The sequence below is a fragment of the Saccharopolyspora sp. NPDC000359 genome (genome assembly GCF_040300525.1).
In the GTDB taxonomy this organism is placed as follows: Bacteria; Actinomycetota; Actinomycetes; order Mycobacteriales; family Pseudonocardiaceae; genus Saccharopolyspora.
Genome location: NZ_JBEPDU010000058.1, coordinates 1 through 19,389, shown reverse-complemented (window position 1 = coordinate 19,389; position 19,389 = coordinate 1). Strand labels below are relative to the sequence as shown.

The following is a 19,389-nucleotide window of genomic DNA, read 5'->3' as shown; positions in this document are numbered from 1 at the left end:
ACGATAACGACCCGAAAATCGCGCTGCCTAGCCTCGCCGGAAAAGCGAGGACTGCGTGGTGCGAGGAGTTGTGGGTCGGCATGGATGATCTGGTGGGGCGCGACCTGGACGGGCATGCCACCCTGGCCGAGCTGGTCGAGCGCAGCGCGCGGCGGGTTCCCGACGCGGTCGCCGTGCGGTTCGGCGCCCAGGAGCTGAGCTACCGCGAGCTCAACGAGCGCGCCAACCGGCTGGCGCACCGGCTGATCGCGTCGGGCGTGCGGCCGGGCGACCTGGTCGCGCTGGCGCTGCCGCGCACACCGGAGCTGGTCGCGGGCCTGCTCGCGGTGGTCAAGGCGGGCGCCGCCTACCTGCCGGTCGACCCGGGCTACCCGGCGGAGCGGATCTCCTTCATGCTGGCCGATTCCCAGCCCGCGCTGCTGTTGACCACCGCGGAGATCGCCCCGGTGCTGCCGGATGCCGCGGCACCGGTGGAGCTGGTCGCCGACGACGACCAGTTCCCGGCCACGAACCCGGGACCGCTCGCCACGCCCCGGCACCCGGCCTACGTCATCTACACCTCGGGTTCCACCGGGCGCCCCAAGGGCGTCGTCGTGCCGCACGCCGGTGTGGTCAACCACATGCGGTGGCAGGCCGAGGAGTGGAGGCTGCGCGCCGACGACCGAGTGCTGGCGCGCACCGCGATCAGCTTCGACGCGGCCGGGACGGAGGTCTGGCTGCCGCTGGTCGTCGGTGCCTCGCTGTGCCTGGCACCGGCCGACGTGGTGCGCGACCCGGAGCGGCTGCTGGACCTGGTCGAGCAGCACGAGGTGACCGTGGCGCAGTTCGTCCCGTCGCTGCTGGCGGTGGCCGCGGGGGTCGAGCTCGGCGGGCGCACGCTGCGGCTGCGCCTGGTGTTCGTGGCCGGTGAGGTCCTGCCGCCCGCGCTGGCGGCCCACGTGGTGGCGACCTGGGGCGTGCGGCTGGCGCACCTCTACGGTCCGACCGAGGCGTCCATCGACGTCACCTACTGGGACTACGACCCGGCGGTCGGGGACCGCCCGCTGCCCATCGGACGTCCACTGTGGAACACCAGGGTGCACGTGCTGGACGAGCGGCTGCGCCCGGTCGCCCCCGGCGAACCGGGCGACCTCTACGTCGCGGGGATCCAGCTCGCGCACGGCTACCTGCACCGGCCCGGCCTGACCGCGCAGCGGTTCCCGGCTGACCCGTTCGGGGCGCCGGGGGAGCGCATGTACCGCACCGGGGATCTGGCCCGCTGGAACGGGGACCAGCTGGAGTTCCTCGGCCGCGCCGACGACCAGGTCAAGGTCCGCGGTTTCCGCATCGAGCTCGGCGAGGTCGAGTCGGTGCTGGCCGGTTTCGCCGACGTGGCGCAGGCCGCGGTGGTGGTGCGGGAGACCCCGGCGGGTGAGCCCGCGATCGTCGCCCACGTCGTGCCGCGCGAGCGGGTCTCGGTGGACGTCCTGCGCCAGCGGGTGGCGGAGGTGCTGCCCGAGCACATGGTCCCGGCCGCGTTCGCGGTGCTGGACGAGATGCCGTTGGCGCCCAACGGGAAGGTCGACCGGCGCTCGCTGCCGGACCCCTGGGCGGCCTCCGGTGCGGGCGCGGCACCGCGCGACGCGCGGGAGGCGGCGCTGTGCGAGCTGTTCGCGACCACCCTCGGGGTGGCGCGGGTCGGCGTGCACGACAGCTTCTTCGAGCTCGGCGGGCACTCGCTGCTGGCCACCCGGCTGGCCACCGCCATCCGCACCGGGCTGCGGGTCGAGGTTGCGGTCCGCGACATCTTCGAGGCACCGACCCCGGCGGCGTTGGCCGAGCGGCTCACCGGTGCGGCGCAGGTCGCGGCGCGGGTCGCTCCCGTCGAAGGCGGACCAGCGCTGTCCGCCGCGCAGCAGGGCTTGTGGTCCCTGCACCGGCTGGAGGGGCCGAGCGCCACCTACAACATCCCGCTGATCGTGCGGCTGGACGGCCCGCTGGAGCAGGCCGCGCTGCGCCAGGCCGTGCAGGACGTGGCCGACCGGCACGAGACGCTGCGGACAATCTTCCCCGAGGACGACGGGCAGCCCCGCGCGGAGGTCTCCGACGTCGCGGTGGACGTCGACTTCCGCACCGTCGACGAGGCGGAGCTGGAGCAGGAGCTCGTGCGGGAGGCCCGCCACGCGTTCGACCTGCGGGCCGAGGTCCCCTTCCGGGTGCGAGTGCTCTCGCCAAGGCCGCGGCGGCACGTCCTGCTGCTGTTGATGCACCACATCGCCGCGGACGGCTGGTCCGAGCGCCCGCTGGTGCGCGACCTCGCCGACGCCTACCGGGCCCGCCTGGCCGGGGAGGTCCCGCGGTGGGCGGTGCTGCCCACCGACTACGCCGCGGAGATGCGCAGCAGGAGCGCGGCGCTCGGTTCGGCGGACGCGGCGGGCAGCCGCCTGTCCCGGCAGCTCGCCTTCTGGGCGGAGCAGCTCGCGGACCTGCCGGAACTGGTCGAGCTGCCACCGACCGGCCGCGCCCGGCAGCCGCGACGCACCGCGGCGACGTGCTGCGGGTGCGGCTGGACGCCGAGCTGCACCGGTCGCTGGCGGAGCTGGCCCGCGCCACCGGCACCAGCACGTTCATGGTCGTGCAGGCCGGGCTCGCCGCGCTGATGACCCGGCTCGGGTCGGGCGAGGACATCCCGCTGGGCACCCCGGTGGCCGGGCGGGACTCGTCCGATGTGGACGACGTCGTGGGCTACTTCGTCAACACGCTGGTGCTGCGCACCCGCACGCACGGCGACCCGTCGTTCCGCGAGCTGCTGGCGCGGGTGCGGGAGACCGACCTGGCCGCCTTCGCCCACCAGGACGTGCCGTTCGACCGCGTCGTGGAGGCGGTCAACCCGGCCCGCTCGCTGTCGCACCACCCGCTGTTCCAGGTGATGCTGACCTTCGAGACCCTCGCCGAGGCGCGCCCGGACTTCCCGGACGCGCGGGCCGAGGTGGACGAGGTCCCGATCGGCGTCGCCAAGTTCGACCTGGACCTGCGGCTGCGCGAGCACCGCAGCGCGGCGGGCGTGCCGGAGGGCGCGGACGGGATCATCGAGTACAGCACGGACCTCTTCGACCGCGACGGCGTGGCGCTGCTGTGGGAGCGGTTGGCCCAGGTGCTGCGCTCCGCCATCCAGGACCCGGACACCCGGCTGACCGAGCTCGAACTGCTCGCGCCGCAGGAGCGCACGCACGTCACCAGCCCGGAGCAGATCACGGTGCGCGGCATCCGCCTGGACCCGCGCCGCGCGCAGGACGAGCTGCTGGGGCACCCGGCGGTGCGGGACGCCGCGGTCATCGGGCGCGGTGACCGGCTCGTCGCCTACGTCGTCGCGGAGGCGCGCACCGAGGACCTCCGCGGCTACCTGGAACGGCGCGTCCCGTCGTACCTGGTGCCCGCGGACTTCGTCGCGCTCGGAGCGCTCCCGCGCGGCGCCGGGGGCGAGGTCGAGGTGGACCAGCTGCCGGAACCGGTCCGGGACGCGGCGGTCCGCCGCCCGCGCACCCCGCAGGAGGTGGGGCTCGCCGAGCTGTTCGCCGAGGTGCTCGGGGTCTCCGACATCGGCGTGGACGAGGGTTTCTTCGACCTGGGCGGGGACAGCATCGTCGCCATCCGGCTGGTCAGCCGCGCCCGCAAGGCGGGGCTGGTGCTCACCCCGCGCGACGTCTTCGAGCACCGGACCGTCGCCCGGCTGGCCGCGGTCGCCGCGCAGGACACCGACCGGCCCGCCGCCGCTCCGGCACCGGACGCGCACGGTGACGTGCCGCTGACGCCGATCATGCGCACGCTGCTGGAACGCGGCGGGGACATCGACGGCTACCACCAGTCCACGGTCTTCCGCGCGCCCGTCGAGCTGACCGAGGCGCACCTCACCGCCGCGGTGGCAGCCCTCGTCGCGCACCACGACGTGCTGCGCATGCGACTGGCCGAGGACCAGCTGGTCGTCTCTCGCGAGGTCGGGTCCGGTCTGGTGCACCGCGTCGACGCCCGGGGCCACGACCTCGACGAGCTGGTCACGCGCGAGACCGGGAACGCGCAGGCGCGGCTGGACCCGCGTGCCGGGCGGGTGCTGCAGGTCGTGTGGCTGGATGCCGGGGACGAGCCCGGGCGACTGCTCGTGCTGGTGCACCACCTCGCCGTGGACGGCGTGTCCTGGCACATCCTCGGCGCTGACCTGCGCGCCGCGTGGGAAGCGGTGCGGGCCGGGCGGCCGGTGCGGCTGGACCCGGTCGGCACGTCGTTCCGGCACTGGGCGCACGCGCTGCGCGGGGCCGCCGCGTCCCGGGAACCGGAAGTTCCGATGTGGACGGACGTGGTCGCCGAGCGGTCGGAACCGTTCGGCGAGCTGGTGCTGGACCACGCCCGCGACGTGCGGGGCACGGCCCGGACGTTGACCCGCGAACTGCCGACCGAGCTGACCCGGGCGCTGCTCACCGACGTGACGGCCGCGATCCGCGGCCGCGCGAACGAGGTGCTGCTCGCGGGACTGGCCGCCGGGCTCGGCGAGGTGCAGCACCGCTGGGGCACCGGGGAGTCCCGGGTGGTGGTCGAGCTGGAGGGTCACGGCCGCGAGGAGATCACCGACGGGCTGGACCTGTCCCGCACCATCGGCTGGTTCACCAGCGCCTACCCGGTCCGGCTGGATGCCGGGGTGCGGCGGCTGGAGGAGCTGGCCGACGCCCGCACCCGCGGCCGCGTGCTCAAGCTGGTCAAGGAGCAGCTGCGCGCGGTTCCGGACAACGGCATCGGCTACGGGGTGCTCCGCGACTCGCTGCCCGGCTGCACGCCGCAGGTCGGGTTCAACTACCTCGGCCGGTTCAGCGCGGGGGAGCCCACCGAGGACTGGGCCGTGGTGGGTGAGGCGCTGGGCGGCGGTGCCGACGCCGGGCTGCCGCTGTCCTACCCGCTGGAGATCGACGCCGTCACCGAGGACCGCCCGTCCGGCCCGCAGCTGAAGGTCACCTGCACTTGGGCGGGCGAACTGCTCGACGAGGGGCGCGTGGCGGAACTGCTGGACGCGTTCTTCGCCGCGCTGCGGCTGCTCGGCGAGCAGCGCACGAGCGCCGGGCTGACCCCGTCCGACCTGCCGCTGGTGTCGCTGTCGCAGAGCCAGGTCGAGCAGCTGGAGCAGGCCGGTCCGGTCCGCGACGTCCTGCCGCTGGCGCCGCTGCAGGAAGGCCTGCTGTTCCACGCCCTCTACGACGACCAGGCGCCGGACGTCTACGCGGTGCAGGAGGTCTTCCGCGTCGACGGGCCGCTGGACGCGGTGGCGCTGCGCGAGGCGGTGGCGGGCCTGCTGCGCAGGCACGACAACCTGCGCGCCGGGTTCCGCTACGAGGGGCTGCCGCGCGCGGTGCAGGTGGTGCCGGACGAGGTGGAGCTGCCCTGGCAGGAGCTCGACCTGTCCGATGTGGACGACCAGGTGGCCGAGGTCGACCGGCTTACCGCCGCCGACCGGGCCCGCCGCTTCGACCTGACCCGGCCGCCGCTGCTGCGGTTCACCCTGCTGCGGCTCAACCCCGGCGAGCACCGGCTCGTGGTCACCAACCACCACATCCTGTTCGACGGCTGGTCCATGCAGTCGCTGCTGGACGAGTTGTTCGCCACCTACCGCAGGGCGGGCGCGGAGCTGGGGCGGGTCACGCCCTACCGCGACTACCTGGCCTGGTTGGCCGACCGGGACCAGGCCGCGAGCGCCGAGGCGTGGCGCAGCGCGCTGGCGGGCACCGAGCCGACCCTGCTCGGCGCCGGTGGCAGTGCCGTGGTCACGCCGGAGCAGGTCGTGCTGGACCTGCCCGCCGACTTCGCCGACCGCCTCCAGCAGTGGATCCGCGGCCGGGGCCTGACGCTCAACACCGCGGTGCAGGGCGGGTTCGGCCTGCTGCTGGCCCGCAACCTGGACCGCGCGGACGTGGTCTTCGGCAGCACGGTGGCGGGCCGCCCGTCGGAGCTGCCCGGCGTGGAGTCGATGATCGGCATGTTCATCAACACCGTGCCGGTGCGCGTCCAGCTGCGCGCCGAGGAGTCGCTGGGCGAGCTGCTCGCGCGCATCCAGGACGAGCAGTCGCGCCTGCTGGACCACCACTACCTGGGCCTCAACGAGATCCAGCAGCTGGTGGGCGCGGGCGAGCTGTTCGACGCGCTGACCGTGATCGAGAACTACCCGCACGAGCCCGGCCAGTCCTGGAGCCCGGCACCCGGCATCGACGTCACCGGCCTGGAGGACCACGACGCCACGCACTACCCGCTGACCCTGTCGGTCATCCCGGGGCAGGCCCTGCGGCTGCGCTTCGAGTACCGGCCGGACCTGTTCGAGCGGACGAGCATCGAGCGCCTCTCGGCGCAGATGTTCGCGCTGCTGCGCGACATCGTCGAGCGACCGGACCAGCCGGTTGGCCAGACCGGGGTGCTCGCCGCGGCCGAGCGGCTGCAGGTCGCCGGAGCGGCCGACGGTGGTGTGCAGCGGCAGGAGGCGGCGCGGGCGCCGCGCACCCCGCAGGAGGAGATCCTGTGCGGGCTGTACTCGGACGTGCTGGGCGTGGCCGAGGTCAGCATCGACGACAGCTTCTTCGAGCTCGGCGGGCACTCCCTGTCGGCGATCCGGCTGCTGAGCAGGCTGCGGTCGATGTTCGGCGTCGAGCTGTCGCTGCGGCACCTGTTCGAGAAGCCGACGGTCGCGGCGCTGGTCGAGGAGTTCGGCACCGCCACCGACACCCGGGCGGCGCTCGAACCCCGCCCGCGACCGGAGCCGATGCCGCTGTCGTTCGCCCAGTGGCGGCTGTGGTTCCTACACCAGCTGGAGGAGGACAGCGCCACCTACACCGAGCCGCTGCTGCTGCGGCTGTCCGGGCCACTGGACCGCGAGGCGCTGCGCGCGGCCGTCGCGGACCTGGTCGGCAGGCACGAAACGCTGCGCACCACCTACCCGGAGACCGACGGTACCCCGCACCAGGTGGTGCTGAGCCCCGAGCAGTCGGTGCCGGAGATCGAGTTCGTGCGCACCGACGAGGCCGGGCTCGCTGAGCACCTGCGCGACCTCGGGCGCTACAGCTTCCAGCTGTCCACCGAACTCCCGCTGCGCGTCTGCCTGTTCGAGCTCGGGGAGCAGGAGCACGCGCTGCTGTTGCTGCTGCACCACATCGCCAGCGACGGCTGGTCGGACGCGCCGCTGAGCCGCGACCTCTCGACCGCCTACGCGGCGCGGCTGCGGGGCGCGGCACCGGAGTGGGCACCGCTGCCGGTGCAGTACGCCGACTACGCGCTGTGGCAGCGGGACCTGCTCGGCGACGAGGACGACCCGCAGAGCCTGGTGTCGCAGCAGCTGGCGTTCTGGTCGCAGAACCTGGCCGGGCTGCCGGAGCGGCTGGAGCTGCCCACCGACCGGCCTCGTCCGGCGGTGGCGTCCTACCGGGGCAGCGAGGTCGAGTTCGAGATCAGCGCCGAGCTGCACCGTGGTCTGGTGGAGCTGGCGCGGCAGACCGGGACCACGCTGTTCATGGTCGTGCAGGCCGGTCTGTCGGCGCTGCTGACCCGGCTCGGCGCGGGCACCGACATCCCGCTGGGCAGCGTGATCGCCGGTCGCTCCGACGAGGCGCTGGAGGAGCTCGTCGGGTTCTTCGTCAACACCCTGGTGCTGCGCACCGACACCTCCGGGCGGCCCAGCTTCCGGGAACTGCTCGGCCGGGTGCGCAAGAACGATTTGGCCGCCTACGCCCACCAGGACGTGCCGTTCGAGCGGCTGGTGGAGGTCCTCAACCCGCCGCGCTCGATGGCGCACCACCCGCTGTTCCAGGTCATGGTGCTGTTCCAGAACAACGCCGAGGCGGAGCTGGACCTGCCCGGGCTGCGCGCCAGCTTCCACGACATCGGTGCCGGGTCGTCCAAGTTCGACCTGGACTTCGACTTCCGCGAGGACTACGCCGCGGACGGCACCCCGCTGGGCATGGCCGGGCTCATCGAGTACGCCACCGACCTGTTCGACCGCGACACGGTGCAGGCGATGGGGCAGCGGCTGGTCCGGCTGCTGTCGGCCGTCGTGGCGGACCCGGAGCGCCGCGTCGACGACATCGACCTGCTCTCGGCGGCCGAACGCCGCGCGCTGCTCCCGGCGGTGCCGGACAGCGACCGCGCGGCGGCCACCATCCCCGAGCTGTTCGAGGCGCAGGCGCGCCGCGTCCCGGACGCCACCGCGCTGGTCTTTGAGGACACCCGGCTGACCTACGGCGAGCTCAACGCGCGGGCCAACCAGCTCGCGCGAGTGCTCGTGGAGCGCGGTGTCGGTCCGGAGCACGTGGTCGCGCTGGCGTTGCCGCGCTCGGCCGAGCTGCTGGTGGGGCTGCTGGCCGTGCTCAAGGCCGGGGGCGCGTACCTCCCGGTGGACCCGGGTTACCCGGCGGACCGCATCGAGTTCATGCTGGCCGACGCCGCACCGACGATCCTGCTCACCGCCGCGTCGTCCACACTGGACACCGACGTGCCCCGGCTGGTGCTGGACGAGCTCGACCTCACCGGGCGCGACGGCAGCGACCTCGGCGCGGTCGCCGGTCCGGACAACGCGGCCTACATCATCTACACCTCGGGCTCGACCGGCCGCCCGAAGGGCGTCGTCGTGCCGCACCGCAACGTGCACCGGCTGCTGACCGCCACCGAGCCCTGGTTCGGCTTCGACGAACAGGACGTGTGGACGCTGTTCCACTCCTACGCCTTCGACTTCTCGGTGTGGGAGCTGTGGGGGCCGCTGCTGCACGGCGGTCGCCTGGTGGTGGTGCCGCACCTGGTCAGCCGCTCGCCGAAGGAGTTCCTGGAACTGCTGGTTCGCGAGGGGGTCACGGTCCTCAACCAGACCCCGTCGGCGTTCCACCAGCTCGTCCAGGCCGACCAGGAGGACCCGGAGCTCGGCGACCGGCTGGCGCTGCGCTGCGTGGTCTTCGGCGGGGAAGCGCTGGAACCGGCCAAGCTGGCCGGCTGGTACGAGCGCCACGGCGAGGACGCGCCGCGGTTGGTGAACATGTACGGGATCACCGAGACCACCGTGCACGTCACCTACTTCCCGCTGGCGGCCGCGCACACCGCCGAGCTGCGCAGCCCGATCGGCGAGGCCATCCCGGACCTGGGGCTGTACGTGCTCGACGGATCGCTGCAGCCGGTCGCGCCCGGTGTCGCCGGGGAGCTGCACGTCTCCGGCGCCGGGCTGGCGCGCGGGTACCTCGGCCGGGCCGGGCTGTCCGCGCAGCGGTTCGTCGCCGACCCGTTCGGCCGCGCGGGCTCGCGGATGTACCGCACCGGGGACCTGGTGCGGTGGAACGCCGAGGGCGTGCTGGAGTACCTCGGCCGGGCCGACGACCAGGTCAAGATCCGCGGGTTCCGCATCGAGCTGGGCGAAATCGAGGCGCAGCTGCTCGCGCACCCGGCGGTGGCGCAGGCCGCCGTGGTCGTCCGCGAGGACAAGCCGGGCGACAAGCGCCTGGTCGGCTACGTCGTGGCCGGTGAGCCGGTCGACCCGGCCGACGTGCGGCGGCAGGTGGCCGCGGCGCTGCCGGAGTACATGGTGCCCACCGCGGTGGTGCAGCTGGACGCGCTCCCGCTGACCGCCAACGGGAAGCTGGACCGCAAGGCGCTGCCCGCGCCGGACCTGTCGGTGCTGGCCGGTGGCCGCGCGCCGCGCGACCAGCGCGAGGAGGTCCTGTGCGGGCTCTTCGCGGACGTGCTGGAGGTCTCCGGGGTCGGCATCGACGACAGCTTCTTCGACCTGGGCGGCCACTCGCTGCTGGTGACCCGGTTGGTCAGCCGGATCCGCTCGGCCTTCGACGCGGAGCTGCCGCTGCGCGCCCTGTTCGAGACGCCGACGGTGGCCGGGCTCGCCGAGCGGTTGGACGCCGCCGAACGCGCCCGGGTCGCGCTGCGGCCGATGCCGCGCCCGGACCGGATGCCGCTGTCCTACGTCCAGGAGGGGCTGTGGTTCCTGTCGCGGCTGGAAGGTCCCAGCGCCACCTACAACGTGCCGCTGGTGCTGCGGCTGACCGGTGAGCTCGACGTCGTCGCCCTGCGCACCGCGTTCGCCGACGTCGTCGCGCAGCACGAGTCGCTGCGCACGGTCTTCCCGGAGCACAGCGGTGTTCCGCACCAGGTCGTGCTGCCGCCGGAGCAGGCGCAGCCAGTGCTCGAGGTCGTCGAGGTCGCCGAGGCCGGGCTCCAGGAGGCGCTGCGCGAGGCGTCGCGGTACCACTTCGACATCACCTCCGAGCTGCCGATCCGCGCGTGGTTGTTCTGCCTGGGCGGTGACCGGTACGCGCTGCTGCCGCTGATGCACCACATCATCAGCGACGGCTGGTCGGAGTCGCTGCTGGGCAACGACCTCGCCACCGCCTACGCCGCCCGCTGCCGCGGTACCGCGCCGGAGTTCGCGGTGCTGCCGGTGCAGTACGCCGACTACACGCTGTGGCAGCGGGAGCTGCTCGGCGACGTGTCCGACCCGAACAGCGCGATCAACCGGCAGATGGCCTTCTGGGCGGACGCGCTGCGCGGGCTGCCGGAGAAGATCGAGCTGCCCACCGACCACCCGCGCCCCGCGGTGGCGAGCTACCTCGGCGACGAGGCACCGCTGCGCATCGACGCCGAGCTGCACCGGGCCATCGACGAGGTGGCGCGCAGCACTGGCACTACGCAGTTCATGGTGATCCAGGCCGGGGTCGCCGCCCTGCTGACCCGGCTGGGCGCGGGCGAGGACATCCCCATCGGCACGCCGGTCGCGGGCCGCACCGACGAGGCGCTGGAGGACCTGTTCGGGTTCTTCGTCAACACGCTGGTGATGCGCACCCGCACGCACGGGGACCCGTCGTTCCGGGAGCTGCTGGACCGGGTGCGGGAGACCGACCTGGCGGCGTTCGCGCACCAGGACGTGCCGTTCGATCGGATCGTGGAGGCGGTCAACCCGACCCGGTCGCTGGCCCACCACCCGCTGTTCCAGGTGATGCTGACCTTCGAGAACTTCGACGAGGTCGAGGTCGCGCTGCCCGGGCTGGAGGTGGAGCTGGAGGACGTCGTCGCGGGCGTGGCGAAGTTCGCGATGGACATCCGGTTGCAGGAGCGCTATGCCCCGGACGGCGCGCACGCCGGGATCGTCGGCGAGATCGAGTACGCCACCGACCTGTTCGACCGCGCCACGGTCGACGCCTTCGGCGAGCGGCTGCTGCGGCTGCTGCGCAGCGCCACCGCTGACCCCGGGCGGCGGCTCGGGGACCTGGAAGTTTTGGCACCCGAGGAGTTCCCGGCACCAGACGCGCAGCAGCTCGTGCTCGACGAGGCCGGGCGCCCGCTGCCACCCGGTGTGGTCGGCGAGCTGCACCTGGTCGGGGCCGACGGGCCGGTGACGACCGGCGCTCGGGCGCGCCGCAGGGGCGAGGAGGTCGAGGTCGTCGCGCGTCCCGGCCGGTGGGTGCAGGTGCGCGGGATCGGGGTGTCGCTGGACGAGGTCGAGCAGGTCCTGTCCGCGGCCGGGCCGGTGGCGGTGGTCGCCGACGACGACGGGCAGCTGGTCGCCTACGCCACCGATCCGGCGGCGGTCGGTGCGCACGCCGAGACGGCGCTGCCGGAGTACATGGTGCCCGCGAGGTGCATCCCGCTGGAGTCGCTCCCGGTGGACGCGGCAGGCGGGACCGACTACGCGGCGCTGCCCGTGCTGTCGCGCCGCGCCGGGCGCAGGGGCCCGCGGTCGCCGCGCGAGGAGATCCTGTGCGGCCTGTTCGGCGAGGTGCTCGGCCTGGACCGGCCGGTGGCGGTCGACGAGAGCTTCTTCGAGCTGGGCGGGCAGTCGCTGTCGGCGATCCGGTTGCTCAGCCGGATCCGTGCCACCTTCGGCGTGCAGCTGTCGGTGCGTGCCCTGTTCACCGAGCCCACCGTGGCCGGTGTCGTCGGTCGCCTGGACGACGCGGCGAACGCACCACGCGTCCCGCTGTCCGCCAAGCCGCGACCGGAGCGCGTGCCGTTGTCGTTCGCGCAGCAGCGGTTGTGGTTCCTGTCGCGGTTGGAGGGCCCGAGCGCGACCTACAACGTGCCGATCGTGCTGCGGCTGACCGGCGAAGTCGACACCACCGCCCTGGAAGCGGCGGTCCGGGACGTCTTCGACCGCCACGAGAGCCTGCGCACGGTCTTCCCGGAGGTCGACGGCGAACCGCACCAGGTCGTCGTGGACACCTTCCCGGGGCTGCGGGTCGCGCGGGTGGCACCGGCGGAGCTGACCGCGCAGCTCACCGCGGCATCGCAGCACGCCTTCGACTTCACCGCCGAATGCCCGTTGCGGGCAACGCTGTTCGAGGTCGACGAGCACGAGCACGTGCTGCTGCTGTTGCTGCACCACATCGCCACCGACGGCGGTTCGGAGGAGCCGTTCGCCCGCGACCTGTCCACGGCCTACGCCGCGCGGCTGCGGGGCGAGGCGCCGCAGTGGTCGCCGCTGCCGGTGCAGTACGCCGACTACACACTGTGGCAGCAGGAGCTGTTCGGCGGCGAGGACGACCCGGGCAGCCTGGTGTCCAAGCAGCTCGCGCACTGGCGGGCGGCGCTGGCCGACTTGCCGGACGTCCTGGCGCTGCCGACCGACCGGCCGCGCCCGGCGGTGGCCTCCCACCAGGGCGACGAGCTCAACTTCGTGCTGCCCGCCGAGTTGCACGCGGACCTGCTGGAGCTGGCGCGCAAGACCGACACGACGCTGTTCATGCTGGTCCAGGCGGCGCTGGCGGCGCTGCTGACCCGGCACGGCGCGGGCACCGACATCCCGATCGGCACGCCCGTGGCGGGCCGCGACGACGAGGCGCTGGCGGACCTGGTCGGCTTCTTCGTCAACACGCTGGTGTTGCGCACCTCCACCGCGGGCGACCCGACGTTCCGGGAGCTGCTCGGCCGGGTGCGCGACGCCGACCTGGCGGCGTTCTCGCACCAGGACGTGCCGTTCGACCGGCTCGTGGAGGAGCTGAACCCGGTCCGCTCGCTCGGCCACCACCCGCTGTTCCAGGTGATGGTGGTGGTGGACAACGACGCCGGGAGCAGCTTCGCGCTGCCCGGCCTGCGGGCCGAACCGCTGGACGTCGAGATGTCCGCGGCCCGCTTCGACCTCGTCCTCCACCTGCTGGCGCGGGACGGTGGCGGGATCAGCTGCGACTTGGAGTACGCGGTCGACCTGTTCGACCGGGCCACCGCGGGCAAGCTGGCGCGGCGGCTGCGGACGCTGCTCGAAGCGCTGGTCGCCGACCCGGACGCGCGGCCGAGCGAGGTGGCGCTGCTCGACGAGGACGAGCTGGCCATCGTGCTGCCTGCGGTCGCGACCGCGCCCGAGGCGTCGGAGATCGCCGTCGCCGGGATCGATCCGTCCGCTGTGGACGGTGGGGTGGCGGCGCCGGAGGAGGTCGTCGGCAGCGCCTCGGACCTGCTCGGCTGGCTGGACTGGGACGAGGTCGAGGAGGTCGTGCTGTCCCACGACCTGCTGGAGCAGGTGTGCCGCGTCGCGGTGGAGCAGGAGTTCCTGCCCGCGAGCCTCGAGCGGTTGGTCGGGTTCGGCGCGACCGGTTCCGCCGACCTGGCCGCCTTCCGGGAGCGCTTCCCGGCCGTGGCGGTCGAGTTCTGGCGCGGTCGACCGGGAACCGGGGCGATCACGACCGGCGAGCACGGCGCCGAGCGGCCCGCCCCGGGGGTTGCGGTCTACGTGCTGGACGACCAGCAACGGCCGGTCCCGCCCGGCGTGTTCGGCGAGGTCCACGTGAGCACCGCCCGGCTGGTCGACGGGATCGAGAACCCCTTCGGCACGGGCGGCCCGTTGATGTGCCCGATCGGGGACCGCGCCCGCTGGCGCGCCGACGGCCTGCTGGAGTTCCACGTCGAGCAGGCCGTGGTCGAGGCCGTGCACGAGGACCGCGAGTCGACACCCGAGGAGGAGGCCCTGCGCGGGTTGTTCGCCGAGGTGCTGGGTGTCGAGGAGATCGGCCTGCACGACAACTTCTTCGCCTTCGGCGGGCACTCGCTGCGCGCGACGCAGCTGACCGGCCGGGTCCGTGCCGCCTTCGGCGTGGAGGTCCCGGTGCGCGCGGTCTTCGAGTCACCGACCGTCGCCGGGTTGGCCGCGCGGCTGTCCGGCGCGGCTGAAGCCCGCCCCGCACTGGGCCGCAAGCCGCTGCCCGAGCGGGTCCCGCTGTCCTACGCGCAGCGGCGGCTGTGGTTCCTGCACCAGCTGGACGGGCCGAGCCCGACCTACAACATCCCGCTGGTGCTCAAGCTCTCCGGGGAGCTGGACGTGGCGCAGCTGCGGCGAGCGTTCGCGGACGTGGTGGCCCGACACGACAGCCTGCGCACCCTGTTCGCCGAGACCGGTGGCGTGCCGCACCAGGTGGTGGTGGACCGCGAGCCGGTGTTCGAGGCGGTGTCCACCACCGCGCTGGACGCGGACCTGGTGCAGGCCGCCCAGCACGCGTTCGACCTCGGTTCCGAGTTGCCGGTCCGGGCGACGCTGTTCAGCGAGGACAGCACCTCCCACGCGCTGCTGGTGCTGCTGCACCACATCGCCGCGGACGGTGGCTCCACGGAACCGCTGCTGCGCGACCTGGCGGCGGCGTACTCCGCCCGCGTCAGCGGTGGGCTCCCGGACTGGGAACCGCTGCCGGTGCAGTACGCGGACTACACGGTGTGGCAACGCGAACTGCTCGGCGACGAAGGGGCGCCCACCGCCCTCGCCGAGGCGCAGCTGGCCTTCTGGCGCGAACAGCTGGCGGGCATCCCGGATCGGCTGGAGATCGCCACCGACCGGCCGCGCCCGACCACCGCGAGCTACCGCGGCGGAGCCGTCGACGTCCGGTTCGGTGCTGACCTGCACCGGTCCGTCGTGGACTTGGCGGGGTCTCGTGGGGTGACGGTGTTCATGGTGTTGCAGGCTGGTTTGGCTGCGGTGTTGTCGCGGTTGGGTGCTGGGGTTGATGTTCCGATCGGTACTCCGGTGGCGGGTCGTTCGGATGCTGCGGTGGAGGATCTGGTCGGGTTCTTCGTGAACAACTTGGTGCTGCGCAACGACTTGTCGGGTGATCCGTCGTTCGAGGAACTTCTGGACCGTGTCCGTGAGGCGAATCTGGCGGCGTATGCGCATCAGGATGTGCCGTTCGAGCGGTTGGTGGAGGTGTTGAACCCGACGCGGTCGTTGTCGCACCACCCGCTGTTCCAGGTCATGATGACGGTGCACGACGCCGGTGCCGACGACCTCGGCCTGCCCGGCCTGCGCGCGGAGGTCGAAGGGCTGGACACCGGTGCGGTCACCATGGACCTGTCGCTGGAGCTGCGGGAGACCTTCGACGCGGCGGGCAACCCGGCTGGCATCGAGGGCGATCTGGAGTACGCCGCCGACCTGTTCGACCCGAGCACGGCGAACTCCCTGGTCGAGCGCTTCCAGCGGCTGCTGCGCGACGCCCTGGCGAACCCGCGGCGCACCACCGCTGAGCTGGAGGTGCTCTCCGACAGCGAGCACGCGCAGCTGCGCGCCTGGAACGACACCCGCCGCGACGTCCCGGACGAGACGTTCGTGGCGCAGTTCCAGGCCCGCGCCCAGGCGGACCCGGAGTCGTGCGCGCTGATCACGGCGACGCAGCAGCTCAGCTACCGCGAGCTCGACCAGCGCGCGAACCAGCTGGCCCACCACCTGATCAGCGCCGGTGCACGTCCCGAGACCGTGGTGGCGGTGGCCCTGCCCCGCACGCCCGAACTGCTGGTGGCGCTGCTGGCGGTGGCCAAGGCCGGGGCGGCGTACCTGCCGATCGACCCGAACCACCCGGCGGAACGCCTCGCGCACGTCCTGCAGGACGCCCGGCCCGCGATCCTGGCCACCGACCGGACCACCGAGGTCCCGGTGCCGGAGGGCACCCGGCGGGTGCTCGTCGACGCGGTGGATCTCGCCGCGGAGAACTCGGCGACCCCCGTCGTGGCGCGGGACCCGCAGCAACTGGCGTACGCGATCTACACCTCCGGTTCCACCGGGCGCCCCAAGGGCGTGCAGGTGACGCGGGCGAACCTGGACAACTTCCTGGCGTCGATGCGCGAGGACGTCGGCCTGGCCGCCGACCACCGGGTGCTCGCGGTCACCACGGTGTCGTTCGACATCGCCGGGCTGGAGCTGTACCTGCCGCTGTCGGTCGGTGCCACCGTCGTCCTCGCCGACGAGGACACCGTGCGCGACCCGCAGGCGCTCGGCGCGCTGATCGAGCGGACCGGCGTCACCCACGCGCAGGCCACGCCGTCGCTGTGGCACGCGCTGGTCGCGGGTGCGCCGGACCGCCTGCGCGGCCTGCGGGTGCTGATCGGCGGGGAGGCGCTTCCGGCGCAGCTGGCTGCGGAACTCGTCGAACTCGGCGGGCGGGTCACCAACCTCTACGGCCCGACCGAAACCACGATCTGGTCGGCCTCCGCGACCCTCGACCGCGTCGACGGCGCGCCGCCGATCGGGCGGCCGATCGGCAACACCACCGTGCGTGTGCTCGACAACCACCTGCGGCCGGTCCCGGTCGGGGTCCCGGGCGAGCTCTACATCGGCGGTCTGGGTGTCGCGCGCGGCTATGCCAACCGGGCCGGGCTGACCGCGGAGCGGTTCGTCGCGGACCCGGCCGGTGCTCCGGGCGAGCGCATGTACCGCACCGGGGACCTGGTGCGGTGGCGCGAGGACGGCCAGCTCGACTACCTCAGCCGGGTGGACGACCAGGTGAAGGTGCGCGGGTTCCGCATCGAGCTGGGCGAGGTCGAGGCGTGCCTGGCCGACCACCCCGGCCTCGCGCAGGTCGCGGTGGCGGTGCGCGACTCGGGCACCGACCAGCGGATCGTCGCCTACCCGGTGCCAGAGCCGGGTGCGGTGCCGGACGTCGACGAGCTCCGCGAGCTGGCGCGGCGGCGACTGCCCGAGTACATGGTGCCCGCGGCGTTCGTGGTGCTCGACGAGCTGCCCCTGACGCCCAACGGCAAGCTGGACCGCGGGGCGCTGCCGGAACCGGAGTTCACCGGCTCCGGGCGCGCCCCGCGCAACCGGCGCGAAGAGGCGCTCTGCGACCTGTTCGCCGAGGTGCTCGGTGTCGCGGAGGTGGGCATCGACGACGGCTTCTTCGACCTGGGCGGCCACTCGCTGCTGGCCACCCGGTTGATCAGCCGGATCCGCGCGGAGTTCGCCGTGGAGCTGCCAATCCGCGAGCTGTTCGTGCACCCGACCGCCGCCGGGCTGGCGGGTGCGCTGGACGCGGCCGGTGGCGCGCGCTCGGGTCCGGTCGCCGGACCCCGCCCGGCGCGGGTGCCGCTGTCGTTCGCGCAGCACCGGCTGTGGTTCCTGCACCGGCTCGAAGGGCCGAGCGCGACCTACAACATGCCATTCGTGCTGCGGTTGTCCGGTCCGCTGGACGTCCCGGCGCTGCGCGCAGCGTTCCACGACGTGGTCGGCAGGCATGAGAGCCTGCGCACCGTCTTCCCGGACGCCGACGGCACGCCGCACCAGCTCGTGCTGTCCGAAGCGGAGGCGGTGTTCGAGGTCCGGGAGACCGACCCCGAGCGCGAACTGGCCGAAGCCGCGCGGCGACCGTTCGAGATCAGCACCGAACTGCCGATCCGCGCCACGCTGTGGCAGGGCGGCGACGAGCACGTCCTGATGCTGCTGCTGCACCACATCGCCGGGGACGGCTGGTCGCAGGGACCGCTGCTGCGCGACCTGTCCGAGGCCTACGCGGCGCGCCAACGCGGTGCGGCGCCGCAGTGGGCGGAGCTGCCGGTGCAGTACGCGGATTACGCGCTGTGGCAGCGGGAGTTGCTGGGCTCCGAGGACGACCCGACGAGCCTGCTGGCCGGGGAGGTCGAGTTCTGGCGCAGTGCCCTGGCCGACCTGCCGGAGCGCATCGAACTGCCCACCGACCACCCGCGCCCGGCGGTCGCCTCGCACCGCGGCGACCTGCTGGAGTTCACCTTCGGCCCCGACCTGCACCGGTCTGTCGTGGACTTGGCGGGGTCTCGTGGGGTGACGGTGTTCATGGTGTTGCAGGCTGGTTTGGCTGCGGTGTTGTCGCGGTTGGGTGCTGGGGTTGATGTTCCGATCGGTACTCCGGTGGCGGGTCGTTCGGATGCTGCGGTGGAGGATCTGGTCGGGTTCTTCGTGAACAATCTGGTGCTGCGCAACGACTTGTCGGGTGATCCGTCGTTCGAGGAACTTCTGGACCGTGTCCGTGAGGCGAATCTGGCGGCGTATGCGCATCAGGATGTGCCGTTCGAGCGGTTGGTGGAGGTGTTGAACCCGACGCGGTCGTTGTCGCACCACCCGCTGTTCCAGGTCCTGCTGGACCTCCAGGACAGCGGCGGCGAAGTGGCGCTGCCCGGTCTGCGCGTCGAGCTCGAGGGGGCCGGGACCGGGGTCGCCAAGTTCGACCTCGCGTTCAGCCTCGAAGAGGGCCCGCACGGCGTGGAAGGCGTCGTCGAGTACGCCACCGACCTGTTCACCGCCGACACCGTCCGGACGATCGTCGACCGCTTCGAGCGGCTGCTCACCGCGGTCGCGGCCGACCCCGGCCGCCGCATCGGCGAGGTCGAGCTGCTCGACACCGCCGAACGCGAGCGCATCCTGACCGCGTGGAACGACACCGCGCAGCCGGTCGAACCGCGCAGCTTCCCGGAGCTGTTCGCCGACCAGGTGCGGCAGCAGCCGGACGCCCCCGCGGTGGCCTTCGAGGGCACCACCCTCGACTACGCCGAACTCGACCGGCGCGCCAACCAGCTGGCGCACTGGCTGATCACCCGGGGCGCCGGGCCGGAACGGCTGGTCGGCGTCGCGCTGCCGAGGTCGGCGGACCTGGTGGTGGCGCTGCTGGCCGTGCTCAAGACCGGCGCGGCCTACCTGCCGATCGACCTGTCCTACCCGCGGGAACGCATCGAGCACATGCTCGCCGACGGCGAGCCGGAGTTCGTCCTCACCGACCAGGCCAGCGCGGGCTCCCTCGCTGGCACCGACGTCCGGCTGGTCGTGCTGGACGGCGCGGACACCACCGCGGCCCTGCCCGGCATGCCGGGCACCGAGGTCACCGCCGCCGACCGCGGGGACCTGCCGCCGTCGGCCGCGGCGTACGTGATCTACACGTCGGGTTCGACCGGCCGCCCGAAGGGCGTGGTGGTCACCCACGCCGGCATCGCGAGCCTGCTGACCGCCCAGTGCGGGGCGCTCGGCGTGGACCGCACCAGCCGGGTGCTCCAGTTCGCGTCGCTGAGCTTCGACGCGGCGGCGTGGGAGATGTGCATGGGCCTGCTGTCCGGCGCCTGCCTGGTGCTGGCCCCGGCGCACCGCCTGCTGCCTGGTGATGCGCTCGCCGAACTCGTCGCGCAGCAGCG

Annotated in this window: 1 protein-coding gene and 1 pseudogene; both read left to right on the top strand. The window is 73.4% G+C overall.

Annotated features, from left to right (window positions below):
• Nucleotides 1-80 precede the first annotated feature (80 nt).
• Nucleotides 81-3,785 (top strand): annotated as a pseudogene (locus ABT324_RS28520) (condensation domain-containing protein); the annotation flags it as partial.
• Nucleotides 3,786-3,796: 11 nt separating this feature from the next.
• Nucleotides 3,797-19,389 (top strand): non-ribosomal peptide synthetase (locus ABT324_RS28515; protein WP_351183764.1); only part of this gene is annotated, 15,593 nt, incomplete at its 3' end.